A 20,564-nucleotide genomic window follows, 5' to 3' on the forward strand; every position below is an offset into this window, starting at 1 on the left:
GGTGGGTGGCCTGGCTGGCTCTCCCACGCCCGGACGTGACTGCCGCCCGGGCGTGAGAGGGCCGGTCAGCCCGCCTGCTGCTGCTGGCTGGCCTGCCACGCCTGGAAGGCGGCCAGGGCCTCCGGGGTCGGCTGACCCGCCGAGGCGGGCTGGGCGGCCGCCTGCGGGGCCGGGCTGGCTGCCGGGGCCGGCTGCTGCTGGGGCTGAGCCACCGGCGCCGTCTGGGCGGCAGGGGCGGGGGCCTGCTCGCTCATCAGCTGGGCGTTGCCGGCCGGGGTGTAGGCGATCTGCCAGTTGCGGCCCGAGCGCCGGTCACCGGGCACGTCGTACCGGGTGAGGGTGACGTCCAAGACCCCGCCGACCTCGAGCCCCGACCCGCCCGCGGCGCGGATGCCGGCCTTGACGGCGTCCTTGAGGCGCTTGCCCTCGATGTAGAAGGTGCGGCGTCCGTCGTCACCGTCGCGGGAGGGGTCGCGCTCGTCGGTCTGGACCTCGACGAGGATGCCCATGATGGGGTCGCCCGAGGGGAAGAACTTCGGGGCGCCGCCGCCGGGGTTGCCGGGGTCGTACTCGCGCTCCTGGCGGGCCTCCGGCGGGGACGTGACCGTCCCGACCTTGCGGATGCCCTCGGTGTCGAACTTCCAGGTGGGGGCGCCGCCGCCACCCATGAGCAGGGCGTTGGCGTCGTGCGTGTGCGTCGTCATAGTTGTCGTCTCCTACTGGTGCGCTGTGGTGGGCGCGGTGGACCCGGTCGCGGTCGCGCCGGGGGTCTGGGGGATGAGCCCGTCGAGCTGACGGTCGGTCGACGGGGTGGCCTCGCCGGGCCACCGGTCGCAGTCGAACTCCTGCCCGGTGTGGGGCGGGCTCATCGCGAGCACGGCCTCGGCACCGAGGGAGGTGATGCCGGCGTGGAGGGCGTTCGCCCGGTCGAGGGCGTGCTGGGCGACCTGCCGGTCGTAGGGGGCGGACCAGCAGATACCGCCCTGCAGGCTGACGGCGTTGCGCGGCAGGAAGATGACCTGGACCGCCCGGACGGTGTGGCCGGCGTCCTCGTAACCCTTGCCGTAGAGCTGCGCCTGGCGCTGGTAGGTCAGGGACGCGCCGTGACGGCGGACGCTGTCGATCTTCGGCTTGCCGCTGATCTTCCAGTCCGTGACAGTGCCGGTGACCTCGTCGAACAGGTCCGCGTTGCCCTTGATGTCGACGCCGCCGATCTGGCCGACGGTGACGCGGCTCTCGACGTGCCACCTGTCGCCGTCGTCGCTGGCGAGGGCGTGCAGGCGCATGGCCTTGTCGAGCCAAGCGTGGACGGCGTGCCCGATGGTGGGCAGCCAGGGCGCGACGTACTCGGTGGCCTTGTGCCCGGCGAGGAGGTGCACGAGGCACCGGTCGCACGCGGTGCCAATCTCGGAGGGGCCGAGCGCGACCTGCAGGGTGCGCGGGTCGGTGAGGATGGTGTGCTCGATGACCTCGCGCAGGTGCTTCCACGAGGAGTCACCGACCACGGCCGGGCCGGGGGCAGGGGCGGTCGCGGTGGTCACTTCACGCTCACTCGGGGCGTATAGGTGACCTGGGCGGCGTCGTAGACGTCGGGCAGGAGGTCGCGCAGGGCGTCCTTGTGCACCCGGGTCTCGGGGTAGGTCAGCACCGGGAGGACCTCGGCCGGGATGAGCTTGAGGGCCTTCTTCTCGTCAAAGCGCCGGTTGGGGGTGACGGTGACCTCACCGTCACCGGCGGGGTGCTTGCCCTCGGGCACGAGGTCGCGGATGGCGGCCTTGATCTCCTCGAGCTCGCCGTCGATGGTGTCGCGGGCCGCGGTGAGCTGGTGGTAGCGGTCGCGGAGGCCCGCGAGCTTGTCGGCGAGGACCTGGGGGTCGAGGTCGGTGTTGGTCATCGCGCACGTCCTTCGGTGTGGGTGGTGAAGCAGCAGGGGCACAGCGCCCCGCCGGTCATGGGCTGGTTGGTGGCGCAGGCGATGGCGTCCGCCTGGCCTTGGGGGTCTGCGTCGATCTGGGCGCGGCGTGCAGCTGCGCGGGCCTCTGCGGCGTCTCGCGCGTCGCAGTCGGCCTCGGCGCGGTCGTAGCGGTCGGTGACCATGCCGGCGAGGGCACCGATGAGGTCGCCGGAGTCGACGAGGGTGTTGATGTCGTCGGAGTGGGTGAGGAGCCTCATGCGGACACCACCCCGTGCGCGGCGAGGAGGAGCGTGGCGTAGACGGCGGTGCCGGTGTCGCGGTCCTCGATGACGACGCGGATGCCGTCGCGGATGGGCTCGGCCTTGGTGATGCGGTAGACGTCGCCGTGGTGCTGGACGGGCTGCCCGGTCGCGTTGGCGAGGGGCCGGCCGATGACGGCGCGGGCGATGTCCTCGGCGTCGAGGTCGGGGAGGGTGCGCACCTCGGGGGTGGCAGTGACGGGGCTGACGGTCGTCGTCATCTGGGATACTCCTGTCGTTCGTGAGACCCGGTTCTGCTTGGCGGTGGGGCCGGGTCTCCGGCTGTCTGGGGTCAGGCCGGCTTCTTGACCGGGGCCTGGGTGGTGGGGGTGGCGCGGGCCAGTCGCTTCGCGACGTCGCGCACCAGGTGGTCGGGCATCGGGCCGTGGTCGGCGACCATCCGCTTCACGACCTCGCGGGCTTCGGCGCTCATGCCGCGGTCGCCTTGGTCGTGACGTTCTGTCCAGCAGCGTGCGACTTCGACGGCTCGAAAAGGGTGCGGGGGAGCACGCGCAGGCCCTCCTCGATGCGCGCGGCGACCTGCGGGGTGCAGGTGGTCCGTTCGCCTCGGCAGAGCTGGTTGATGAACTGGCGGCTGACTCCGGCGTAGCGGCCGAGGCGGGCCTGGGAGAAGTCGCCGAGCTTCATGTACTCGAGCAGCAGTGCCCGGTCCTTGAGCTTCATCCATCGTCCTCTCGCGCTGCGACGTCGTCGCTGGGCTTGTTCTCTCATCCTGCGCTCCTCCGTGTTGGTTGTCAAGCGGTGCAGGACTAAAAGTCGCACAACGCTTGTCATCCTGTCAACAACTCACACGGTTGTAGTTCCGCAGGTGGTCCTTGACCTGCGATGATGCTCGGTCGCGTGTTGCTTGACGTGTGATGCCTTGACTCGTTGCTACTCTGCTTGACACGGCGTCCTGTCACGACTGGACGCGCTTACCCCGCGCCAAGGAGCCTCACCTCATGCACGCACTCCGCCGCTACCTGCAGGACGGGCTCGACGCCCGTGGGTGGCAGCCGGCGGAGCTCGCGCGCCGCAGTGGGCTCACGAAGCAACGGGTCTCGCAGATGCTCACCGACGACCGTGAGGTCCTGCCGCAGGCTCCCAAGAGGGAGACGCTGGCAGCGATCGCACGGGCGTTCTCAGTGAGTGAGTCCGTGGTCACGGCCATCGCGTTCGAGGCGATGGGCTATGACCTGGACGTCGCGAGGGGCGAGGCGTCTCTGTCCACTGCTTCCGACGAGCAGATCGTCCGGGCCCTGGCCGACAGGCTGGGGGTCGGGCTCAGGACAGAGGAGCGTGATGGCGATGGCGACGCCGCCCCCACCAGCCCTGCGGGTGACGCCCGCGCGAGGCAGGACTACTACGACCTGGCGGCGAGCCAGGTGCAGGACGACGACACCCGGGAGGACGCAGCCCGGGCTATGCAGCAGGGGGAGGATGGTCACCCGCAAGGGTGAGGGGGTTGCCGTGGCGGCACATGATCTACTCAATGCTTCAACTTTTGCTCGACGTCGAGAGAAAGTGATGAGTAGCCGTGACCTACCATCCGTGGCGCACCCTGCGTGCGCTCGACCACGTGACCCTGCACTGGGTCGACGACCTGCCTGCCGGCGTGCGCGCGATGACGGACGGGCACTCCACGATCTGGATGCGACACACCCTGTCCCAGGTCGAGCGGCGGTGCGTCCTCACGCACGAGCTGCGACACCTGCATCACGGGCACCGCGGCCACCAGCACGCGAAGGCGGAGACAGCGGTGCGGCAGGAGACGGCGCGCCTGCTCATCCCGGACGTGCACCAGCTGGGGGACGTGATGGCGTGGGCGAACGACGACCTCGAGGCCGCGGACGAGCTGTGGGTGTCGCCGGACGTGCTCTACACCCGCATGAAGCACCTGCACCCCACGGAACGGGCAGTCGTGCTCGGCAGGGCCAGGCGGCACTGAGACCTCCCGTTGGCTTCACAGTGAGCCTTGGGGCAAGCAGAACCACGATGAATGAGGAGCAGACGATGGGTGCGAGATGGGCGATTGTGGCAGGGGCTGGCCTGATGTTGGCGGGGTGTGACAGCGCGGAGAGTGAGCCTGCGGCAGCTCCCCCCACGGTTACGGCGACGGTGACTGCGACTGAGGAGGTCGAGGTGACACGAGATGTCGAGGTTACGGAGACGGTCACCGAGACGGTGACCGTTGAGGCAGAAGCGGAGGCGGAGGACATGGGCGACGCGTTGAGCGGTGAGATGTCGGACGAGATGGCCGCTCTCGCCCTGGAGGTGGCGTGGTCCAACATGGAGAGTGATGAACAGAGCTCGCTGTGCGAGTTCTACGTGCTTGCCCCGGAGCTGGTCGCGGACATGTTCGTGGAGGAGGCGGGGGAGAGCTTCGATTCACGCCAGATCATGGAGTTCTTCGACGGGGAGTGTTGATGACGACCGACGGTCACCAGCCGCTGAGCGAACGCGACCGCGCTATCATCCGGGCCGCGGCCGGCACCCACCGGGACGCCAGCGAAGAGCTCGCCGCCCTGACCTACGCCTCCGGGATGAGCCTGGCCAAGACGTGGCAACGGCTCGCCGAGCTCATGGCCGACCAGGAGGCATGGGAGGCCGAGCCGGTCGCGATGGACCTGCTGCAGCGGCGCCGCCGCGCCACGGGCGCCAGGGGCCGGCGTCGGTCTACCAGCGGGGCGTGACGACGACCGTCTCCCGCTCGAACACCCGCGGCTGCTTCCGGGTCGTGCGGCGGTGGATGACGACGTCGACGACCGACCGGAGCAGGTGCCGCCGCTCGGCCAGGTCCAGGCCGTCCCATGCCGCGGCGGGGTCGGTAAGGTCGATGCCGTCGAGGGCCCGGGGGGTGAGCAGCTGTCGCACCCTCGACTCGGCGGCCCGGATCTGCGGGGTGAGCCGCGCCTCGATGGTGGCCAGGGTCGCGGGGGACACCTGCCCGTCGGCGGCGGCCGACACGAACCCGTCGAGGCGGGTGCGCAGGCCCTGCAGCTCGTCGCGGGCCGCGGTCACGTCCGGGCGGTCGTCGGTGGTGGTGCCGGCGGCGAGCTGGGCGCCGTGGACGGTGAGCAGCTCGAGGAGAACGTCGGTGACCCAGGCCTCGGTGGGGGCGATGGAGCGGACGACGGCCATGCACCCGGTGCGGGGGCAGGCGTAGGAGTGGATGCCGCGGTTCTTGATGCGCCGCACGGGGGCGCCGCAGACCCCGCAGGTGGCGATGCCGGTGAGGAGGTGGGTGGCGGTGGAGTCGCCGGTGCGGGTGTTGCGGGCCGGGTCGGTGAGGACGGCGACGGCACGCTCCCAGGTGTCGACGGTGACGAGCGGCGGCCAGTCGGCGTCGCCGACGATGGTGCCTTGGTGGACGCGGCGGGCTGCGTAGGTGGGTGAGGTGCCGATCCTCTTCACGGTGACGGGCAGCCACTGCTGGGCCGGCCACGTGCGGGAGGTGGGCGGCCTGGGGGGTGTGATGTCGCGGCGGGTAAGGTCCTTGGCGATGGTGGCGCACCCGTCGCCGTCGAGGATGCGGGCGTAGATCTCTCGGACGATGGGAGCGGTGTCCTCGTCGGGGACCTGGCGGAGGAGGGCGCCGCTGGTGGGGTCGTACTCGCGGCGGTACCCGTAGGGGAGTTTCCCGTGGGGGCGGCCGGCGGCGGCTCGGGCGCGGGAGGAGCGGCGGACCCGTTCGGAGGTGCGGGCGGACTCGTCTTGGGCGAGGAGGGCGTCGAGGCCGGTGCGGAAGCGGGCGTCGCGGGTGGCGAGGTCGTGGACGGTGCCGGAGTATCCCCAGAGGACGTGGTGGGTGGCGCAGAGGTCGGCGAGTTCGGCGTACTCGGCGAGCTGGCGTGTGGCGCGGGAGGCTTCCCAGGTGAGGAGGATGTCGTGCTGGCCGGAGGTGATGGCGGCGGTGAGGTCGGCCCATCGGGTGCGGGCGCGGGTGCCGGAGGCGTAGCGTGAAGCGGACCCGGTCTCGGTGATGACGCGGGTGACGTCCCACCCTTCTCGGTCGGCCCAGGCTCGGCACTCGGCTTCCTGTTCGGCGGTGGAGCGGCCTTCGTGGAGGTCGAGGGAGACGCGCGCGTAGATGAGTGCCCTCATGGGGGTGAAGGTAGGGCGGGGCCCTGACATACCTGCTCCCGACGTTGGTGGGCAGCAATGTCGCCATCGTGGCCGGAGGTGTGGCGCTGCTGGCCGCGCGGCTCGGGCTGCCCCGGTGCTGGCGGCTGCCGGTGGTGCTCCTGGCGCTGCTGGGGTTCATCCTGCTCTGCCGGCCTGAGCCCTCCGTGCTGCGCGCGGGCGTGATGGGGGCCGTCGGGCTGATGGCGCTGACCCGGGGCCGGCGTCGGGCCAGCCTGCCGACCCTCGGGGCGGCCGTCATCGCCCTGCTCTGCATCGACCCCTGGCTGGCCCGTTCCTACGGCTTCGCGCTGTCGACCCTGGCCACGCTCGGTCTGGTGCTCTGGGCCCGTCCCTGGGGCCTCGCGATGGCCAGGGCGGTGCCCCGGTGGGCGAGGCTGCCGGCCCGGGCCGCCGCCGTCCCCCTGGCGGCGCAGGTCATCTGCGCGCCCGTCATCGTGCTGCTGCAGGGCACGGTCACCACCGTGGCCGTGCTCGCCAACCTCCTGGCCGCCCCGCTGGTCCCACCCACCACCGTCCTGGGTGTCGTGTCCGCCCTGCTGGCGCCCCTGTCGGTCCGGCTGGCGACAGCGGTGGCCTGGCTGGCGGCCGTGCCCGCCTGGGTCATCGGGCGGATCGCCCGGGTCTGCTCGCGGCTGCCCGGGGGCACCCTGGAGTGGTGGGACGGCGTGCTGGGCGCGTGGGCGCTGGCCGCGGTGACCCTGGCCCTGCTGCTCAGCTGGGGGTGGTGGAGCCGACAGGTGCGCCGTCGTCCCTGGGTCACGGCCTCGGCGGTCGGGGCGCTGCTGGTCTGGGTCGCGCCGCTGCCCGGGCTCTCCGGCTGGCCACCGGCCGGGTGGGTGGCGGTCGGCTGCGACGTCGGGCAGGGTGACGCGTTCGTCCTGCCCACCGGGCCGGGGCGGGCGGTGGTCGTCGACACCGGGCCGGACCCGCAGGCGATGGCGGCGTGCCTGCGGTCCCTCGACGTGCGGCGCGTCGACCTGCTCGTGCTGACGCACTTCCACAGCGACCACGTCGGCGGGCTGTCCGCGGTGCTCAGCTCCACCGAGGTGGCGCAGGTCCTGGTCACGCCGGTGCAGGACCCGGCCGAGTCCGCGGCGGCCGTGACCGCCCAGGTGGGCGCTGCCGGCATACCGCTCCGCCAGGCGCGGACCGGGGACCGGTGGACCTGGGGCACCACCTCGGTCACCGTGCTGTGGCCCCCGGAGCGCCCGCCCGTCGGCGGCTCCGCGGCCAACAACGCCAGCATCGTGCTGGATGCCCAGGTGTCCGGCACGAGCGTGCTGCTGACCGGCGACGTGGAGCCGGAGAGCGCCCGGATGGTCCGCCGGGTGACGGCGGGCCGTGACTACGACGTGCTCAAGGTGGCCCACCACGGCTCGGCCGCGCAGGACGAGCAGCTGGTGCTGCAGGCCCGTCCGGAGATCGCGCTCATCGGTGTGGGGGCCGACAACGACTTCGGCCACCCCGCCCCGAGCGCCCTCAGCCTGCTCTCCGAGGCTGGGGCCGTCGTGCTGCGCACGGACCTGCACGGCGACATCGCCGTCGTCCGCGACGGCCGACGACTCGTCCCGCACGCGCGGGAGGGTGGGTGAGGACGCCGGGCGACGTCGCGGGGGTCAGGAGGCCGGGGTCACGTGGGCGCACGGCGAGCCGCCGAGCTCCCGGGCGCTGTGGCACAGGGCGTCGAGGGTGGCGGCGACGGCCGGCACCCGTCGCAGGTCGGGGGTCGTCACCACCTGGACGGTCCGGCGGGACGGCGGCGACACCGGCCGGACGACGACGTCGGGGTGCGAGACGGTGCTGAGGATGAGCTGCGGGACGAGGGCGACGCCGAGCCCCGCCGCCACGAGACCGAGAACCGCGACGTAGTCCTCGGTCTCGAAGGTCACGTCCGGGCTGAACCCCGCCCCGTCGGCCAGGGTGAGCAGGTGACCGCGGCAGCGCGGGCAGCCCGCGATCCAGCGCTCGGCGGACAGGTCGGCCAGGTCCACCTCGTCCTGCTCGGCGAGCTCGTGGTCCCGGGGGAGCACGAGCATCACCGGGTCGTCGAGCACGTCCATGACCACCAGCCCGGTGAGGTCGTCCTCGCCGCGGCCGGCATCCGTGCCCTCGTAGGCGAAGGCCACCGCCAGGTCCACCGCCCCGGCCCGCACGGCGGCGAGGGACTCGGGCGGCTCGGCCTCGCTGAACTGGACGGTGACCGCGGGGTGGCTCGTCCGCAGCCGGGCCAGGGCGCGCGGCACCAGCGTGGCCGACGACGAGGGGAAGGCCATGAGCCGGACGCGCCCGGCCTTGAGGCCGGCGATCGCCACGACCTCCGCCTCGGCCTCGTCGATGCGGTCCAGGATCTCGGCGGCCCGCCGGGCCAGCAGCCTCCCCGCCTCGGTGAGCCGCACGGTGCGGCCGATGCGCTCCACCAGGGCCGTGCCCGCCCGCTGCTCGAGGCGGCGCACCATCTGCGACACCGCCGGCTGGGTGTAGCCGAGGGAGGTCGCCGCCGCGGTGAAGGACCCCTCCTCGGCGATGGCGCGCATCACGCGCAGCCCTGCGGCGTCGAACATGACCAGCATCGTAGTCGGCGCGGCGCTCGTCACCAGAGCGACGCCGACACCACGGCCGGCGTTCACGCTGCGGCCACCCGCGGACGCTGTGCTGGCGGTGTGCCTGCCCCGCACCAGCACATGCCCTCGCCACCTCCGCCCGGTGACCCCACCCTGGCCCAGCTCGAGGCCGCCCGCGCGACCGCGCACCACGGGCCCTCGGCCCTCCGACCCCGGCACGGGAGCGCGCTGTGCCTGTCCGGAGGCGGGTTCCGCGCGTCGCTGTTCCACCTCGGCGCCGTGCGGCGTCTCGACGAGCTCGGGGTCCTCGGGTCGCTGCGCACGATCAGCGCGGTGTCCGGTGGCGCCGTCCTGGCCAACCTGCTGCTGCACCCCGACCTGGACTGGCCCGACCCCCGGCAGGGCCCGGGCCGGGTCGGCGGCCTCGAAGAGCTCGTCGCCGAACCGTTGCGCGAGCTCACCGGGCGCAACCTGCGCACCCCCGCGCTGCTGTCGCGCGTCCGGCCGAGCGGGTGGGGGCGGCCGGACGCGAGCGTGGGCGTGCTCGCCGCCGGCCTGGAGCGGGCGGTGCCGTGGTGGGGCACGGACCTGCGCGAGCACGCCCGCAGCCGTGGTCCCGTCGTCCTCACCGGCGCGACCGAGATCGGGTATGGCGTGTCCTGGGTCTTCGCCGACCCGTACTCGGCCGGACCCCGGGGCAGGATGGGCGACCACCGGCTCGGGCACTGCGCCCCGCCGCCGGGGCTGCGCATCGTGGACGCGGTGGCGGCGTCGTGCGCCTACCCGCCGTTCTTCGCGCCGCTGGAGCTCGACGGCGACGCGCTCGGGCTGGTCGGCGGCGCCCCCGACCCGGACGAGCCCGAGGACGTCCGGGCCGCGATCCGGCGCCGCATCCAGCTCGTGGACGGAGGGGTCTACGACAACCTGGCGCTGGAGCCGGTCTGGGCCGACCACGACACGGTCCTGGTCAGCGATGGGGGCGCGGTGTTCCGTGGCCGACCGCCGGGCTCGCTGCTCTCCCGGCTCTGGCGGCTGCTGTCCATCGCCTCCAGCGGCGGGCAGACCGCGCGGCTCCGGTGGCTGCGGGCCGGCTTCGCACGGGGCACCCTGTCCGGCGCCACGTGGTCCCTCGAGTCGCCGGGAGACCTGGCGCGGGTGCCCGGCCATGAGCTCGGCGGGGGTGTCCTCGACGATCACGCGCCTGAGGTCCTGGGCGCGATCCACGCGGTCCGGACCGACCTGGACGCGTTCAGCCCCGGGGAACAGATGGTGCTGGAGCGGCACGGGTACCTCGTCGCGGACGCCTCGGTGCGGCGGCACAACCCCGCCTCGGTGCACCTGGACGCGCCGCTGCGCCCGCCGCACCCCGAGGTGGCCGGGCCCTCGGACGTGGTGAGCGCGCTGCGGGGATCGGGACGGGTCACCGCCCTCGGCCGTCGGTAGCTCCCGGGGCGCCTGAGCCGGCTCGGGCTGGCAGGATGAGAGGCACCATGCCTGCGCCTCCCGGAGCCCCAGCCCGCGCCCCCGTCGAGCCCGCGCGCCTGCAGCCGCCCCGGCCCAGGGCGGCGGCGTGAGCACTGCCGGGCCGCTCGACCTGGCCCTCACCATGCCCCCGGCGGCTCCGGTCGACCCGTTTCGGTTGGGCGAGCTGCGCGACCTGCTCGCGGACGGGGACGTCGTGGTGCTCACCGGCGCGGGGATGTCGACGGCCAGCGGCATCCCCGACTACCGCGGCCCGGACGGGAACCGGCGGGTGCAGCCCATGCAGCACGGCGAGTTCGTGCGCTCCGCCGAGGGGCGTCAGCGCTACTGGGCCCGGGCCTTCGCGGGCTGGGGTCGCTTCGCCGCGGCCGAGCCGAACGCGGCCCACCAGGCGGTCGCCGACCTCGAGCGGCTGGGGCTGCTGCGGCACGTCATCACCCAGAACGTCGACGGCCTGCACCAGCGCGCCGGCAGCCGGAGGGTGCTGGAGCTGCACGGGACGCTGGCCGCGGTGACCTGCCTGGACTGCGGGGAGCGGACCTCCCGGGAGCAGGTGCAGGCGTGGCTGCGCGACGCGAACCCGGACGTCATCAGCAGCGTCGACGCCCCCGCCCAGGTGCGCCCGGACGGCGACGTCGCCCTGCCCGAGGAGCTCGTGCGTAGCTTCCGTGCACCGCGGTGCCTGGTGTGCGGCCAGGACCGGCTCAAGCCGGACGTCGTCTTCTTCGGCGGGTCGGTGGACAAGGAGGTCGTCGAGCGAGCCTTCGGCCACCTGGAGCGGGCCAGCGCCCTGCTCGTGCTCGGCTCCTCGCTGCAGGTGATGAGCGGCTACCGGTTCGTGCGCCGCGCGGCGCGTGACGGCATACCGGTCGCCGTCGTCACCCGCGGCAGCACCCGGGGGGATGCCGAGACGACGATCCGGCTGGACGCGCTCGTCGGCGACGTGCTGCCCGGTCTCGCCGCCGACCTCGGTGGTTAGGCTGGGGGAACCGGCCAACCGGGGCATCGACGAGGAGGTCCACTGTGGTCACCTACGAGCAGCTGGGTGAGATGTATGACGCGGAGGTCGTCGATCAGGACGGCCACAAGGTCGGAGGACTCGACCAGGTCTACCTGGACAACGGGACGGGGGCACCGGCCTGGGTGTCGGTCCGGACCGGATGGTTCGGCGGGCGGAAGATCCTCTGCCCGGTGTCCAACGCGGTCATCCGGAACGGGCACATCGAGGTGCCCTACCCGGTCGAGATGATCAAGAACGCCCCGGACATCCCGTGCGACGGGCACCTGACCGAGGACGAGGAGGAGCAACTCTACGACTACTACTCCATCGACGAGGGCCCTGCCCCGTCGGGGTGAGGATGCGGCGCCACCCCCGGAGAGGATGGAGGGGCCGGGGGCGGCGCCGCGGTCTGGGGCGCCGGGGTCAGACCCGGCGGAGCACCGCCGTCACCTTGCCGAGGACCACGGCGTGGTCGCCGTCGATCGGCTCGTAGGCGGGGTTGTGGGGGATGAGCCACGTCTTGCCGTCGCGGTGGCGGTAGGTCTTGACGGTCGCCTCGTTGTCGAGCATCGCGGCCACGATCTCGCCGTTGAGGGCGGTCGGCTGCCGGCGGACGACCACCCAGTCCCCGTCGCAGATGGCGGCGTCGATCATCGAGTCGCCGACCACCTTGAGCAGGAACAGCTCGCCGTCGCCGACGATCTGGCGGGGGAGCGGGAAGACGTCCTCGACCGCCTCCTCGGCGAGGATGGGCCCGCCGGCCGCGATGCGCCCGACCATGGGGACGTAGGAGGGCTGAGGGCGGGCGTCACCGATGCCGGTCTCGTCGATGGTCTCGCTGGAGACGGGTCCGAGCGCGGCATCCTGCTCGGCGCGTCGGTAGCCGGCCCCCTCCTGACCCGGGGTGACGACCTCGATGGCGCGCGGACGGTGCGGGTCGCGGCGCAGGAAGCCCTTGCGCTCGAGGGTCTTGAGCTGGTGGGCGACCGAGCTGGGTGAGGTCAGGCCGACGGCGTCACCGATCTCGCGCAGGCTCGGGGGGTAGCCGCGCTGGTCGACCGCGTCGCGGATGACGTCGAGGACGCGCCGCTGTCGGTTGGTCAGCTCGGCACCGCCGTCGCGGTCCGGCATCTCGTGAATCGTGGCCATGTTCTCCATCCCCTCGTACGGGCCCCACTCCCCGACCATCGCGGCTGACCGGCCGCGACTGCATCATCGCTGGTCAGAGCGTATGTCAGTGGCGGGTGCTTGAGTTCCTGACATGGAAACAGCGTACGTCCGACGAGGACCGGAGACAAACATGTGTTCGGTCGGCGTGTCGACGTCGTCCGACAGGTGTGCTATCAATAGGACAGACGTGCTATCGGACACCTGTCCGCATCGCACCGCCCCCAGGAAGGTGAACACCATGAGCACCGCCATCGCGCACGACATCCTGAGCCCGCTCCCGAGCCCGGGCGCGGCCTCGCCCCGGCCGTCCCACCTGCGACTGGTGGGTGAGCTGGAGCGGCGCCCGGCGAGGGCCGCGAGGCGACGTCTCCGGGCCGGTCACCTGCGGCTCACCAGGCGTGGCCGCCTGGCCGTCACCGCGACGACCACCCTGGTGCTGGCGGCTGTCATCTGGTCCGTGGTCGGGCTGCTCGGTCCCGCCGGGGCCACGACGTCCATCACCGTGGAGCGCGGGACGACCCTGAGCCAGATCGCCAGCGAGCAGCTGCCCGAGCTCCCGTTGAGCCGGGCCGTGACCGCGATCCAGCGCGCCAACGACCTGAGCACGACCTCGATCGCGGCGGGTCAGGAGCTGGTCATCCCCGGTCGCTGACCCGCGGTCGGTGGCGTTCCCGCCTGGCCGAGCCGCGGCCGTGGCAGCTCGAACGCGTCGAGCGGACGGATCGGGCCCCGGTCAGGAGGCGTTCTGTGGACCGGACGTACCGGGGTCGTCGGACGCGGTGTGTACGGCGTCCCAGACGACCGGCAGCTGGTCGGTGGGGATGAAGTAGCCGGACAGGTGCGGGTCGAACATCAGACCGGCGATCCCCGCGTCCGCATAGGTCGGGGAGGAGTCGACGAGCTCACGGGGGGTCAGGGCGATGGCCCGCAGGTCCTCGTCGGGGGCGACCATCTCGTTCTGCACCGCGAAGTGCCGGGCGCGCTCGGCGCTGGTGAAGGTCAGCAGCATCATCTGGCCGTCGATCTGCGCCGCGGCGGGGGACTCGGACCCCGCGTCGCCGACGGCGACGAACCACCAGTGCGGCAGGTCCATGGTGGCGCGCCAGAGACGGGTCATGCCCTCGTGGTCCTCCGGCCCGGTGACCCGGGCGGCGAGCACGTCGGTCTCCGTCTCCTCGGGCTCGGACAGCTGGCCGAGGCGGGTGGTGCCCGGGGTCGATCCGCCACCGGTCGCCTCCCGGTCGCCCTGCCGAGGTGCCGGATCATCACCGCTGCGGTCCGCGTGCTTCTCCACCGGACGCTCACCCTCGTAGATGGACTCCGGCCGACGCTCGTCGTCCTGGAAGGGGAGGTCGGTGGGCTCACTCATGTCCTGTAGTCGACCACACCCCGGGCTGCAGGGCTAATCCCGCGACGGCGCCGACGTCCTTGAGACTGCCATGATGGAGCGGTGACGGACAGCATCTCGGGACCCAAGGTGGCCATCGTCGGAGCGGGCTCGGTCGGTTCGACCCTCGCCTACGCGCTCCTCCTGAGGGGGGTCGCCCGGCACGTCGTCCTGCACGACATCGACGCGGAGAAGGTCCGGGCGGAGACGCTTGACCTGCGACAAGGCCTGCAGTTCATGCCGGCGGCGCACGTCGACGGGTCGGAGGACGTCTCGGTGTGCGCCGGCGCCGACGTCGTGGCTGTCACCGCCGGCGCCAAGCAGCAGCCCGGCCAGAGCCGGCTCGACCTGGCCGCCTCCACCACCCGGCTCATGGTCGATCTCATGCCGCGCCTGGTCGAGGTGGCACCGGACGCGACCTTCGTCATGGTGACCAACCCCGTGGACGTCATCACCTACGTCGCGCAGAAGGTCACCGACCTGCCCCCGGCCCGGCTGTTCGGCTCCGGCACCGTCCTGGACTCCGCCCGGCTGCGCGGGCTGGTGGCCCAGGCCTGCGACGTCGCGGTGCAGAGCGTCCACGCCTACATCGTCGGCGAGCACGGGGACTCCGAGGTCCCGCTGTGGAGCAGCGCGACCGTCGGGGCCGTGCCGATCACCGAGCTCACGACCGCCGAGCAGCGGGAGCAGATGGCCCACGACGTCGTGCACGCCGCGTACGAGATCATCGCCGGCAAGGGGGCCACCAACTACGCCATAGGCGCCTCGGCCAGCCGGATCATCGAGTCCGTGCTACGGGACGAGCGGCAGGTGCTGCCGGTCTCCACCCTGCTCTCGGGGACCCTGGGGCTGGAGGACGTCTGCCTGTCGATCCCGACCGTCGTGGGCGCCGGGGGCGCCGAGCGCCCGCTGGCGCCCACCCTCTCCGGGGAGGAGCAGTCCGGGCTGGAGGCCGGCGCCGACTCACTGCGTCGCGCGGCCCGGAGCCTCGGCTTCTGAGCCCACGCGGACGCGGGGGACCGGCCCCGTGGAGTCCCACTCCTCCTCCGGCCAGCTGTGCGGGACCACGCCGGTGGGCCGGCCCGGCATACCCTTGCTGCGGTCGGTCGGGATGCTGCCGGAGGACACCGCCTCCGAGGTGGGGGCGCCGTCGCGCCGCAACCCGTGGCCGTCCAGGGGGACGGTGACCTCCTCCTCGGCGACCTCTACCTGCTCGCCGCGGACCTCGAGGGTGACGGGGTCGCCCACCTCGACGACCAGCCTGACCTGCTCCTGCTCGACGGTGACGCGCAGGCGGGAGCCGTGCCACCGCATACGCCACGTGAGCCCGGGCCACGAGGCCGGGAGCCGCGGGTCGAGCGACAGGACGCCACCGTGGTCGCGCATGCCCCCGAAGCCGGCGGCCAGCGCGCTCCACACGCCGCCCGTCGAGGCGACGTGGACCCCGTCGCTCGCGTTGCCGTGGCGGTCGTCCAGGTCGACGAAGAGGGCGGCGTAGAAGTAGCGCAGCGCGAGGTCGTGGTAGCCCACCTCAGCCGCGACGATCGACTGCACGACCGCGGAGAGGGTGGAGTCGCCCGTGGTGATGGGGTCGTAGTAGGCGAAATCGGTGAGCTTCTCCTCCGCGGTGAACGCGTCGCCGGCGAGGTAGAGGGCGAGGACGACGTCCGCCTGCTTGAGCACCTGGTAGCGGTAGATGACCAACGGGTGGTAGTTGAGGAGCAGCGGCCGCTTGTCCGCGGGGGTCGCGTCGAGGTCCCAGACCTCGCGCTCGAGGAAGTGGCTGTCCTGCGGGTGGACGCCGGTCTCCTCGTCGAACGGGATGTGCATGCCGTCGGCGGCCCGCTGCCACGACTCCACCTCGTGGTCGCCCAGGTCGAGGCGCGCCACGGCGCGGGCGAACTGGCACGGGTCGGCGACCTGGAGCCGGCGCACCGCCTCGACCGCGGCCCGCAGATTGAGCTGGGCCATGACGTTGGTGAAGAGGTTGTCGTTGACGATCGTCGTGTACTCGTCCGGGCCGGTGACCGCGTGGATGTGGAACTGCCGGTTGCCGTTGGTCTGCCAGAAGCCCAGGTCGGCCCAGAGGCGGGCCGTCTCGACGAGCATGTCGACGCCCTGGTCGAGCAGGAACTGGTCGTCGCCCGTGGCCCGGGAGTACTTCATCAGGGCGTAGGCCACGTCGGCGTTGATGTGGTACTGCGCGGTGCCGGCGGCGAAGTAGGCGGACGCCTCCTCGCCGTTGATGGTCCGCCAGGGGAAGAGGGCGCCGTACTGCGCCATCTCCGCGGCCCGCCGCCGTGCCGCCTCCAGCATGCCGTGGCGGAACCGCAGCGCGTTCCGGGCGGCCTGGGGGTGGGTGTAGACGAGGAACGGCAGGACGTAGCACTCGGTGTCCCAGAAGTAGTGCCCGCCGTAGCCGGACCCGGTGAGCCCCTTGGCGGGTATGCCGTGCGACCCGGCGCGGATCGAGGCCTGGCCGAGCTGGAAGAGGTTCCACCGCACGGCCTGCTGGAGGGCCGGCTGGTCGGGCAGCTCGACGTCGGACTCGTCCCAGAACCGGGCCCAGACCTCGGCCTGCTCGGCGTGCAGCGCGGGGACGCCCCGGTCGGCCGCCCGATCGAGGGTGCGCGAGCAGCGGTCCGCGAGCTCCTGCGGCGGAACCCCGCGCGAGGTGTGCACCGACACGAGCTTCTCCAGGCGCACCGGCCGACCCTCGCGGGCCTCGACGCGGACGACGTGCTTGGCGAGGTCGTCGGTGACGGAGAGCTGCTCGGTCCAGGCGTTGTCGGTCTCGACCGTGTGCTGCGCCAGGGTGGCGATCGTCATCCCCGAGTTGTGGCAGCGGTAGCCCAGCAGCAGGCGGTGGTCGCGCACCTCGGCGAGGACGGGGTCGAGCACCCGGTGCTCGAAGCCCTCCGCCTTGCGCGGGTCGATCCCCTCGCCCATGGCGGCGCTCGTGACGTGGTACTCGTCCGAGCCGTCCTGCCGGTTGAGGATCTGGCTGGAGATGTCGAGCGCGGCGTGACCGTCGAGCATCTCGACCTCGAAGGTCATCACGGCGAGGTGGCGCTCGACGACGCTGGTCATCCGGGACGAGGTGATCTTGACCCGCTTGCCGGCGCTGGTGCGCCAGATGACCGAGCGGCGCAGCAGACCGGCCCGGAAGTCGAGGGTGCGCTCGTAGTGGTCGAGGTCGGCGGTGGACAGCAGCAGGGGCTCGTCGTCGACGTAGAGCTTGATGGTCTTGGGGTCGGGGACGTTGACGATCGTCTGGCCGACCCGGGCCAGCCCGAACGCCTCCTCGGCGTGGCGGATGGGCCAGGTCTCGTGGAAGCCGTTGACGAAGGTGCCGTGCGCGTAGGTGTCACGGCCCTCCTCGACGTTGCCGCGCAGGCCGAGGAAGCCGTTGGAGGTGGCGAAGAGAGTCTCGGTCACCCCCAGGTCGCCGTCCTCGTAGGCCGTCTCCGACAGCTGCCACGGGTCGGCTGGGAAGCGGGTGCGGTCGAGCGGGTCGACGGGGGCCGGGGGGCGGTGGTCGGACATGGTGGCCATCGAGGGTCTCCTCTAGGGCGGGGGAGGGCAGGTCAGATGAGCTCGGCGAGGTCGGAGACGACCTCGTCGGCGCCGGCGTCGCGCAGCGCCGAGCGGCCGGCGCCGCGGTCCACCCCGATGACCCGGGCGAACCCGCCCGCGGCTCCCGCGCGGACGCCGGAGACGGCGTCCTCGACCACGACGCAGCGGGCGGCGTCCTGCCCGAGCTGCGTGGCGGCATACAGGTAGGTGTCGGGGCGCGGCTTGCCGGCGAGCTGCTCCCGGCTGGCGACCGACCCGTCGACGACGACCGGGAAACGGTCGGCCAGGCCCGCCGTGGCGAGGACAGAGGGGGCGTTCTTGGACGACGACACGACGGCCATGGCGATGCCGCGCTCCTCGAGGACGTCCATGAGCCGCAGCGAGCCGGGGTAGGCGGTGATGCCCTCCTCGGCGAGCACCTCGTTGAAGATCTCGTTCTTGCGGTTCCCGAGGCCGCAGACGCTGGCCAGCTCGGGCGGGTCGGAGGGCTGGCCGTAGGGCAGGTCGATGCCGCGGGCGTCGAGGAAGGACTGCACCCCGTCGTAGCGGGGCTTGCCGTCGATGTAGGCGAAGTAGTCCTGGTCGGTGTAGGGATCCTGGGACGTGGGCTGTTGGTCCAGGACGCGGGTGAACATCACCTCCCACGCACGCATGTGGACGTCCGCGGTGGGGGTGAGGACCCCGTCGAGGTCGAAGAGGACTGCGGACACCGGCTCCCAGTTCACTCACGACACCCTAGTGGAGGCCGGCCGGTGGGCGGGGTCGGTGGAAGGGGCGGCCCGGGTGGGCTGCGGGTGTCGCCGGAGGCAGGGTGTGGACGGGGAGGACGGGCTGTGGGTGGTCGCGGCTACGGTCGGGGTATGCAGCAGGTGAGCGGGCAGGAGCTGGCGAGGTCGGCGAGGGAGGCGTTGCGCCGCCTGGTCGGGCGCGACGACGCGGACTTCCGGGACGGGCAGCTGGAGGCGGTCGAGGCGCTGGTGCGCGAACGCTCCCGGGTGCTGGTCGTTCAGCGGACGGGGTGGGGCAAGTCGGCGGTCTACTTCGTCGCGACGGCCCTGCGCCGGGCGGAGGGCGCCGGGCCGACCGTGATCGTGTCGCCCCTGCTGGCGCTGATGCGAGACCAGATCGCGGCGGCCGGGCGGGCCGGGGTGCGCGCGGTGACCATGAACTCGGCCAACGCCACGGAGTGGGACGAGGTGCGGGCGGCCCTGGCCGCGGACGAGGTGGACGTGCTCCTCGTCAGCCCGGAGCGGCTCAACAACCCCCGGTTCCGTGAGGAGCAGCTGCCCGACCTCGCCGCCCGGTGCGGCCTGCTGGTCGTGGACGAGGCGCACTGCATCAGCGACTGGGGCCACGACTTCCGCCCCGACTACCGGAGGATCCGCACGCTGCTGGACGCCCTGGCGCCGGACACGCCGGTCCTGGCGACCACGGCGACCGCCAACGAGCGGGTCGTCGACGACGTCGTCGAGCAGCTGGGGGTGGGCGGCCGGGAGGTGCGCACCATCCGCGGCCCGCTGGCCCGGTCCTCCCTGCGCCTGGGGGTGCTGCCGAGGCTCACCCCGGAGCAGCGGCTCGGGTGGCTGCTGGCGCACCTGGAGAGCCTGCCGGGCAGCGGCATCATCTACTGCCTCACCGTGTCGGCCGCCGAGGACGTCGCCGACGCGTTGGCGGCCGCCGGTCACGAGGTGGCGGCCTACACGGGCCGCACCGACGCCGAGGACCGGGAGCGGTTGGAGGGGGCGCTGCGGGCCAACCAGGTGAAGGCGCTGGTCGCGACGAGCGCGCTGGGCATGGGCTTCGACAAGCCGGACCTGGGGTTCGTCGTGCACCTCGGGGCGCCGAGCTCGCCGGTCGCGTACTACCAGCAGGTCGGTCGTGCCGGGCGTGCCACCGAGCGGGCCGACGTGCTGCTGCTGCCCGGGTCGGAGGACCGGGAGATCTGGAACTACTTCGCGACGGTGTCCATGCCGCGGCAGGACCAGGCCGACGTCGTGCTGGGCGCGCTGGGCGACAGCGACCGGCCCTTGTCGACACCGGCGCTCGAGACGATCGTGGACGTGCGGCGCACCCGCCTGGAGCTGCTGCTCAAGGTGCTGGACGTCGACGGGGCGGTGGAGAAGGTGCGCGGGGGTTGGACGGCCACCGGCCAGCCCTGGGTCTACGACCGGGAGCGCTACACCAGGGTGGCCGAGGCCCGGGTGCGTGAGGCCGAGCTCATGGTCGCCTACCAGCAGGGCGAGCGGTGCCGGATGGAGTTCCTCCAGGAGTGTCTCGACGACCCCAGTGCGCAGCCGTGCGGTCGGTGCGACCGGTGTGCCGGGGCGTGGTTCCCGACCGAGGTGCCGACGGAGGCCGTGGGGGCGGCCCGCGAGCGCCTGGGTGCGGTGGGTGTGCTCGTGGAGCCACGCGGCCAGTGGCCGACGGGGATGCCGCGGCTCGGCGTGGACGTCAAGGGCAAGATCGCTCCGGAGGAGCAGGCGGGGGCGGGCCGCGCGCTAGCCCGGTTGTCCGACCTGGGTTGGGGGCAACGGCTGCGGGCCGTCCTCGAGGCGGGGACCTCCCGGGTCGCCGACCCGGAGGACCCCGAGAAGGAGATGGCAGCAGGAGAGCCGGTGCCCGAGGACGTGGTCCGGGCGGTCGTCCAGGTGCTCTCCGGCTGGGGGTGGACCAGCAGACCGGTGGGTGTCGTGGCCATGCCCTCGCGACGCCGCCCAGCCGTGGTGGGGTCGCTCGCCGAGCAGATCAGCCAGATCGGGCGGCTGCCGCTGCTGGGCAGCCTCGACCTGGCGCACGGCGGACCGGTGGGCGAGCCGGGCGGCAACAGCGCCTTCCGCCTGGCCAACGTCTGGGACAGGATCGTCGTCGGCCCCGAGCTGGCGGGAGCCCTGCGCGACGCCCGCGGACCCGTCCTGCTCGTCGACGACGTCGTGGACTCGCGGTGGACCGTGACGGTGGCCGCGCGGGCGCTGCGGCGGGCCGGGGCCGAGGCGGTGCTGCCGCTGGCGCTGGCCGTCGACGGGTGAGG

Annotated in this window: 24 protein-coding genes; 11 read left to right on the top strand and 13 right to left on the bottom strand. The window is 72.9% G+C overall.

What is annotated here, in order from left to right; genetic code table 11:
- Positions 1-65: 65 nt before the first annotated feature.
- From EUS26_RS05395 to EUS26_RS05420, 7 genes are all read right to left on the bottom strand, one after another.
- Positions 66-704, bottom strand: coding sequence for a hypothetical protein (locus tag EUS26_RS05395; RefSeq protein ID WP_130012162.1), 639 nt, complete (start codon positions 702-704; stop codon positions 66-68).
- 12 nt (positions 705-716) lie between these two features.
- Complete coding sequence (locus tag EUS26_RS05400; RefSeq protein ID WP_130012163.1) at positions 717-1,541, bottom strand: hypothetical protein; 825 nt, start codon at positions 1,539-1,541, stop codon at positions 717-719.
- The gene (locus tag EUS26_RS05405; RefSeq protein WP_130012164.1) at positions 1,538-1,894 is read right to left on the bottom strand and encodes a hypothetical protein; all 357 of its coding nucleotides are present in this window, start codon (positions 1,892-1,894) and stop codon (positions 1,538-1,540) included. The genes EUS26_RS05400 and EUS26_RS05405 overlap by 4 nt, the downstream gene beginning before the upstream one ends.
- Positions 1,891-2,172, bottom strand: a complete 282-nt coding sequence (locus tag EUS26_RS05410; RefSeq protein WP_130012165.1) for a hypothetical protein — start codon at positions 2,170-2,172, stop codon at positions 1,891-1,893. Before EUS26_RS05410 ends, EUS26_RS05405 begins: the two co-directional genes overlap by 4 nt.
- A complete protein-coding gene (locus EUS26_RS05415; RefSeq protein ID WP_130012166.1) occupies positions 2,169-2,435 on the bottom strand; it encodes a hypothetical protein in 267 nt (88 codons plus the stop codon). The genes EUS26_RS05410 and EUS26_RS05415 overlap by 4 nt, the downstream gene beginning before the upstream one ends.
- A gap of 71 nt (positions 2,436-2,506) precedes the next feature.
- Positions 2,507-2,647: a hypothetical protein gene (locus EUS26_RS16895; protein ID WP_165368516.1), complete on the bottom strand. Its 141-nt coding sequence runs from the start codon at positions 2,645-2,647 to the stop codon at positions 2,507-2,509.
- The gene (locus EUS26_RS05420) at positions 2,644-2,898 is read right to left on the bottom strand and encodes a helix-turn-helix transcriptional regulator (RefSeq protein ID WP_130012167.1); all 255 of its coding nucleotides are present in this window, start codon (positions 2,896-2,898) and stop codon (positions 2,644-2,646) included. Before EUS26_RS05420 ends, EUS26_RS16895 begins: the two co-directional genes overlap by 4 nt.
- Before the next feature lie 278 nt (positions 2,899-3,176).
- Between EUS26_RS05420 and EUS26_RS05425 the strand changes: the two genes are divergently transcribed.
- From EUS26_RS05425 to EUS26_RS05440, 4 genes are all read left to right on the top strand, one after another.
- Complete coding sequence (locus EUS26_RS05425) at positions 3,177-3,674, top strand: helix-turn-helix domain-containing protein (RefSeq protein WP_130012168.1); 498 nt, start codon at positions 3,177-3,179, stop codon at positions 3,672-3,674.
- 77 nt (positions 3,675-3,751) lie between these two features.
- Positions 3,752-4,162: an ImmA/IrrE family metallo-endopeptidase gene (locus EUS26_RS05430; RefSeq protein WP_130012169.1), complete on the top strand. Its 411-nt coding sequence runs from the start codon at positions 3,752-3,754 to the stop codon at positions 4,160-4,162.
- A 47-nt stretch (positions 4,163-4,209) separates the two neighbouring features.
- The gene (locus EUS26_RS05435) at positions 4,210-4,641 is read left to right on the top strand and encodes a hypothetical protein (protein WP_130012170.1); all 432 of its coding nucleotides are present in this window, start codon (positions 4,210-4,212) and stop codon (positions 4,639-4,641) included.
- Positions 4,641-4,907, top strand: coding sequence for a DUF3263 domain-containing protein (locus tag EUS26_RS05440; protein WP_130012171.1), 267 nt, complete (start codon positions 4,641-4,643; stop codon positions 4,905-4,907). Before EUS26_RS05435 ends, EUS26_RS05440 begins: the two co-directional genes overlap by 1 nt.
- Here EUS26_RS05440 and EUS26_RS05445 read toward each other — a convergent pair.
- The gene (locus tag EUS26_RS05445) at positions 4,891-6,318 is read right to left on the bottom strand and encodes a recombinase family protein (protein ID WP_165368517.1); all 1,428 of its coding nucleotides are present in this window, start codon (positions 6,316-6,318) and stop codon (positions 4,891-4,893) included. The genes EUS26_RS05440 and EUS26_RS05445 overlap by 17 nt on opposite strands.
- A gap of 47 nt (positions 6,319-6,365) precedes the next feature.
- Between EUS26_RS05445 and EUS26_RS05450 the strand changes: the two genes are divergently transcribed.
- Positions 6,366-7,952, top strand: a complete 1,587-nt coding sequence (locus EUS26_RS05450) for a ComEC/Rec2 family competence protein (protein WP_165368518.1) — start codon at positions 6,366-6,368, stop codon at positions 7,950-7,952.
- Positions 7,953-7,976: 24 nt separating this feature from the next.
- Here the strand turns inward: EUS26_RS05450 and EUS26_RS05455 are convergent, their stop codons facing one another.
- Positions 7,977-8,921, bottom strand: a complete 945-nt coding sequence (locus tag EUS26_RS05455; protein WP_130012174.1) for a LysR family transcriptional regulator — start codon at positions 8,919-8,921, stop codon at positions 7,977-7,979.
- 99 nt (positions 8,922-9,020) lie between these two features.
- On the opposite strand from EUS26_RS05455, the gene EUS26_RS05460 reads away from it, so the two are divergent.
- The 3 genes from EUS26_RS05460 (at position 9,021) to EUS26_RS05470 (ending at position 11,759) form a co-directional block, all read left to right on the top strand.
- Positions 9,021-10,364, top strand: coding sequence for a patatin-like phospholipase family protein (locus EUS26_RS05460; protein WP_238148815.1), 1,344 nt, complete (start codon positions 9,021-9,023; stop codon positions 10,362-10,364).
- 127 nt (positions 10,365-10,491) lie between these two features.
- Positions 10,492-11,382, top strand: a complete 891-nt coding sequence (locus tag EUS26_RS05465) for an NAD-dependent protein deacetylase (protein WP_130012175.1) — start codon at positions 10,492-10,494, stop codon at positions 11,380-11,382.
- 44 nt (positions 11,383-11,426) lie between these two features.
- Entirely contained in the window at positions 11,427-11,759 is a 333-nt protein-coding gene (locus EUS26_RS05470) for a PRC-barrel domain-containing protein (protein WP_130012176.1), read from the top strand.
- A gap of 67 nt (positions 11,760-11,826) precedes the next feature.
- On the opposite strand, the gene lexA is transcribed toward EUS26_RS05470, so the two are convergent.
- On the bottom strand, positions 11,827-12,552 hold the full coding sequence (lexA, locus tag EUS26_RS05475) for a transcriptional repressor LexA (RefSeq protein WP_130012177.1): 726 nt from the start codon (positions 12,550-12,552) through the stop codon (positions 11,827-11,829).
- 259 nt (positions 12,553-12,811) lie between these two features.
- Between lexA and EUS26_RS05480 the strand changes: the two genes are divergently transcribed.
- Positions 12,812-13,225 carry a LysM peptidoglycan-binding domain-containing protein gene (locus tag EUS26_RS05480; RefSeq protein WP_165368519.1) on the top strand — a complete coding sequence of 138 codons (414 nt, stop codon included), beginning with the start codon at positions 12,812-12,814 and terminating at the stop codon, positions 13,223-13,225.
- A gap of 81 nt (positions 13,226-13,306) precedes the next feature.
- Here the strand turns inward: EUS26_RS05480 and EUS26_RS05485 are convergent, their stop codons facing one another.
- On the bottom strand, positions 13,307-13,942 hold the full coding sequence (locus EUS26_RS05485; RefSeq protein ID WP_130012179.1) for a hypothetical protein: 636 nt from the start codon (positions 13,940-13,942) through the stop codon (positions 13,307-13,309).
- A gap of 81 nt (positions 13,943-14,023) precedes the next feature.
- Here EUS26_RS05485 and EUS26_RS05490 point away from each other — a divergent pair, with 81 nt between their 5' ends.
- The gene (locus EUS26_RS05490) at positions 14,024-14,959 is read left to right on the top strand and encodes an L-lactate dehydrogenase (protein WP_202865061.1); all 936 of its coding nucleotides are present in this window, start codon (positions 14,024-14,026) and stop codon (positions 14,957-14,959) included.
- Here EUS26_RS05490 and EUS26_RS05495 read toward each other — a convergent pair.
- Both EUS26_RS05495 and EUS26_RS05500 read right to left on the bottom strand, forming a co-directional pair.
- Positions 14,924-17,515, bottom strand: a complete 2,592-nt coding sequence (locus EUS26_RS05495; RefSeq protein WP_130012180.1) for a glycoside hydrolase family 65 protein — start codon at positions 17,513-17,515, stop codon at positions 14,924-14,926. The two genes, EUS26_RS05490 and EUS26_RS05495, sit on opposite strands and share 36 nt — an antisense overlap.
- A gap of 32 nt (positions 17,516-17,547) precedes the next feature.
- Complete coding sequence (locus EUS26_RS05500; RefSeq protein WP_130012181.1) at positions 17,548-18,261, bottom strand: HAD family hydrolase; 714 nt, start codon at positions 18,259-18,261, stop codon at positions 17,548-17,550.
- A gap of 135 nt (positions 18,262-18,396) precedes the next feature.
- Between EUS26_RS05500 and EUS26_RS05505 the strand changes: the two genes are divergently transcribed.
- Complete coding sequence (locus EUS26_RS05505) at positions 18,397-20,562, top strand: RecQ family ATP-dependent DNA helicase (protein WP_130012182.1); 2,166 nt, start codon at positions 18,397-18,399, stop codon at positions 20,560-20,562.
- Positions 20,563-20,564 lie beyond the last annotated feature (2 nt).

It is taken from the genome of Serinicoccus sediminis, assembly GCF_004153545.1.
GTDB classification, from domain to species: Bacteria; Actinomycetota; Actinomycetes; order Actinomycetales; family Dermatophilaceae; genus Ornithinicoccus; species Ornithinicoccus sediminis_A.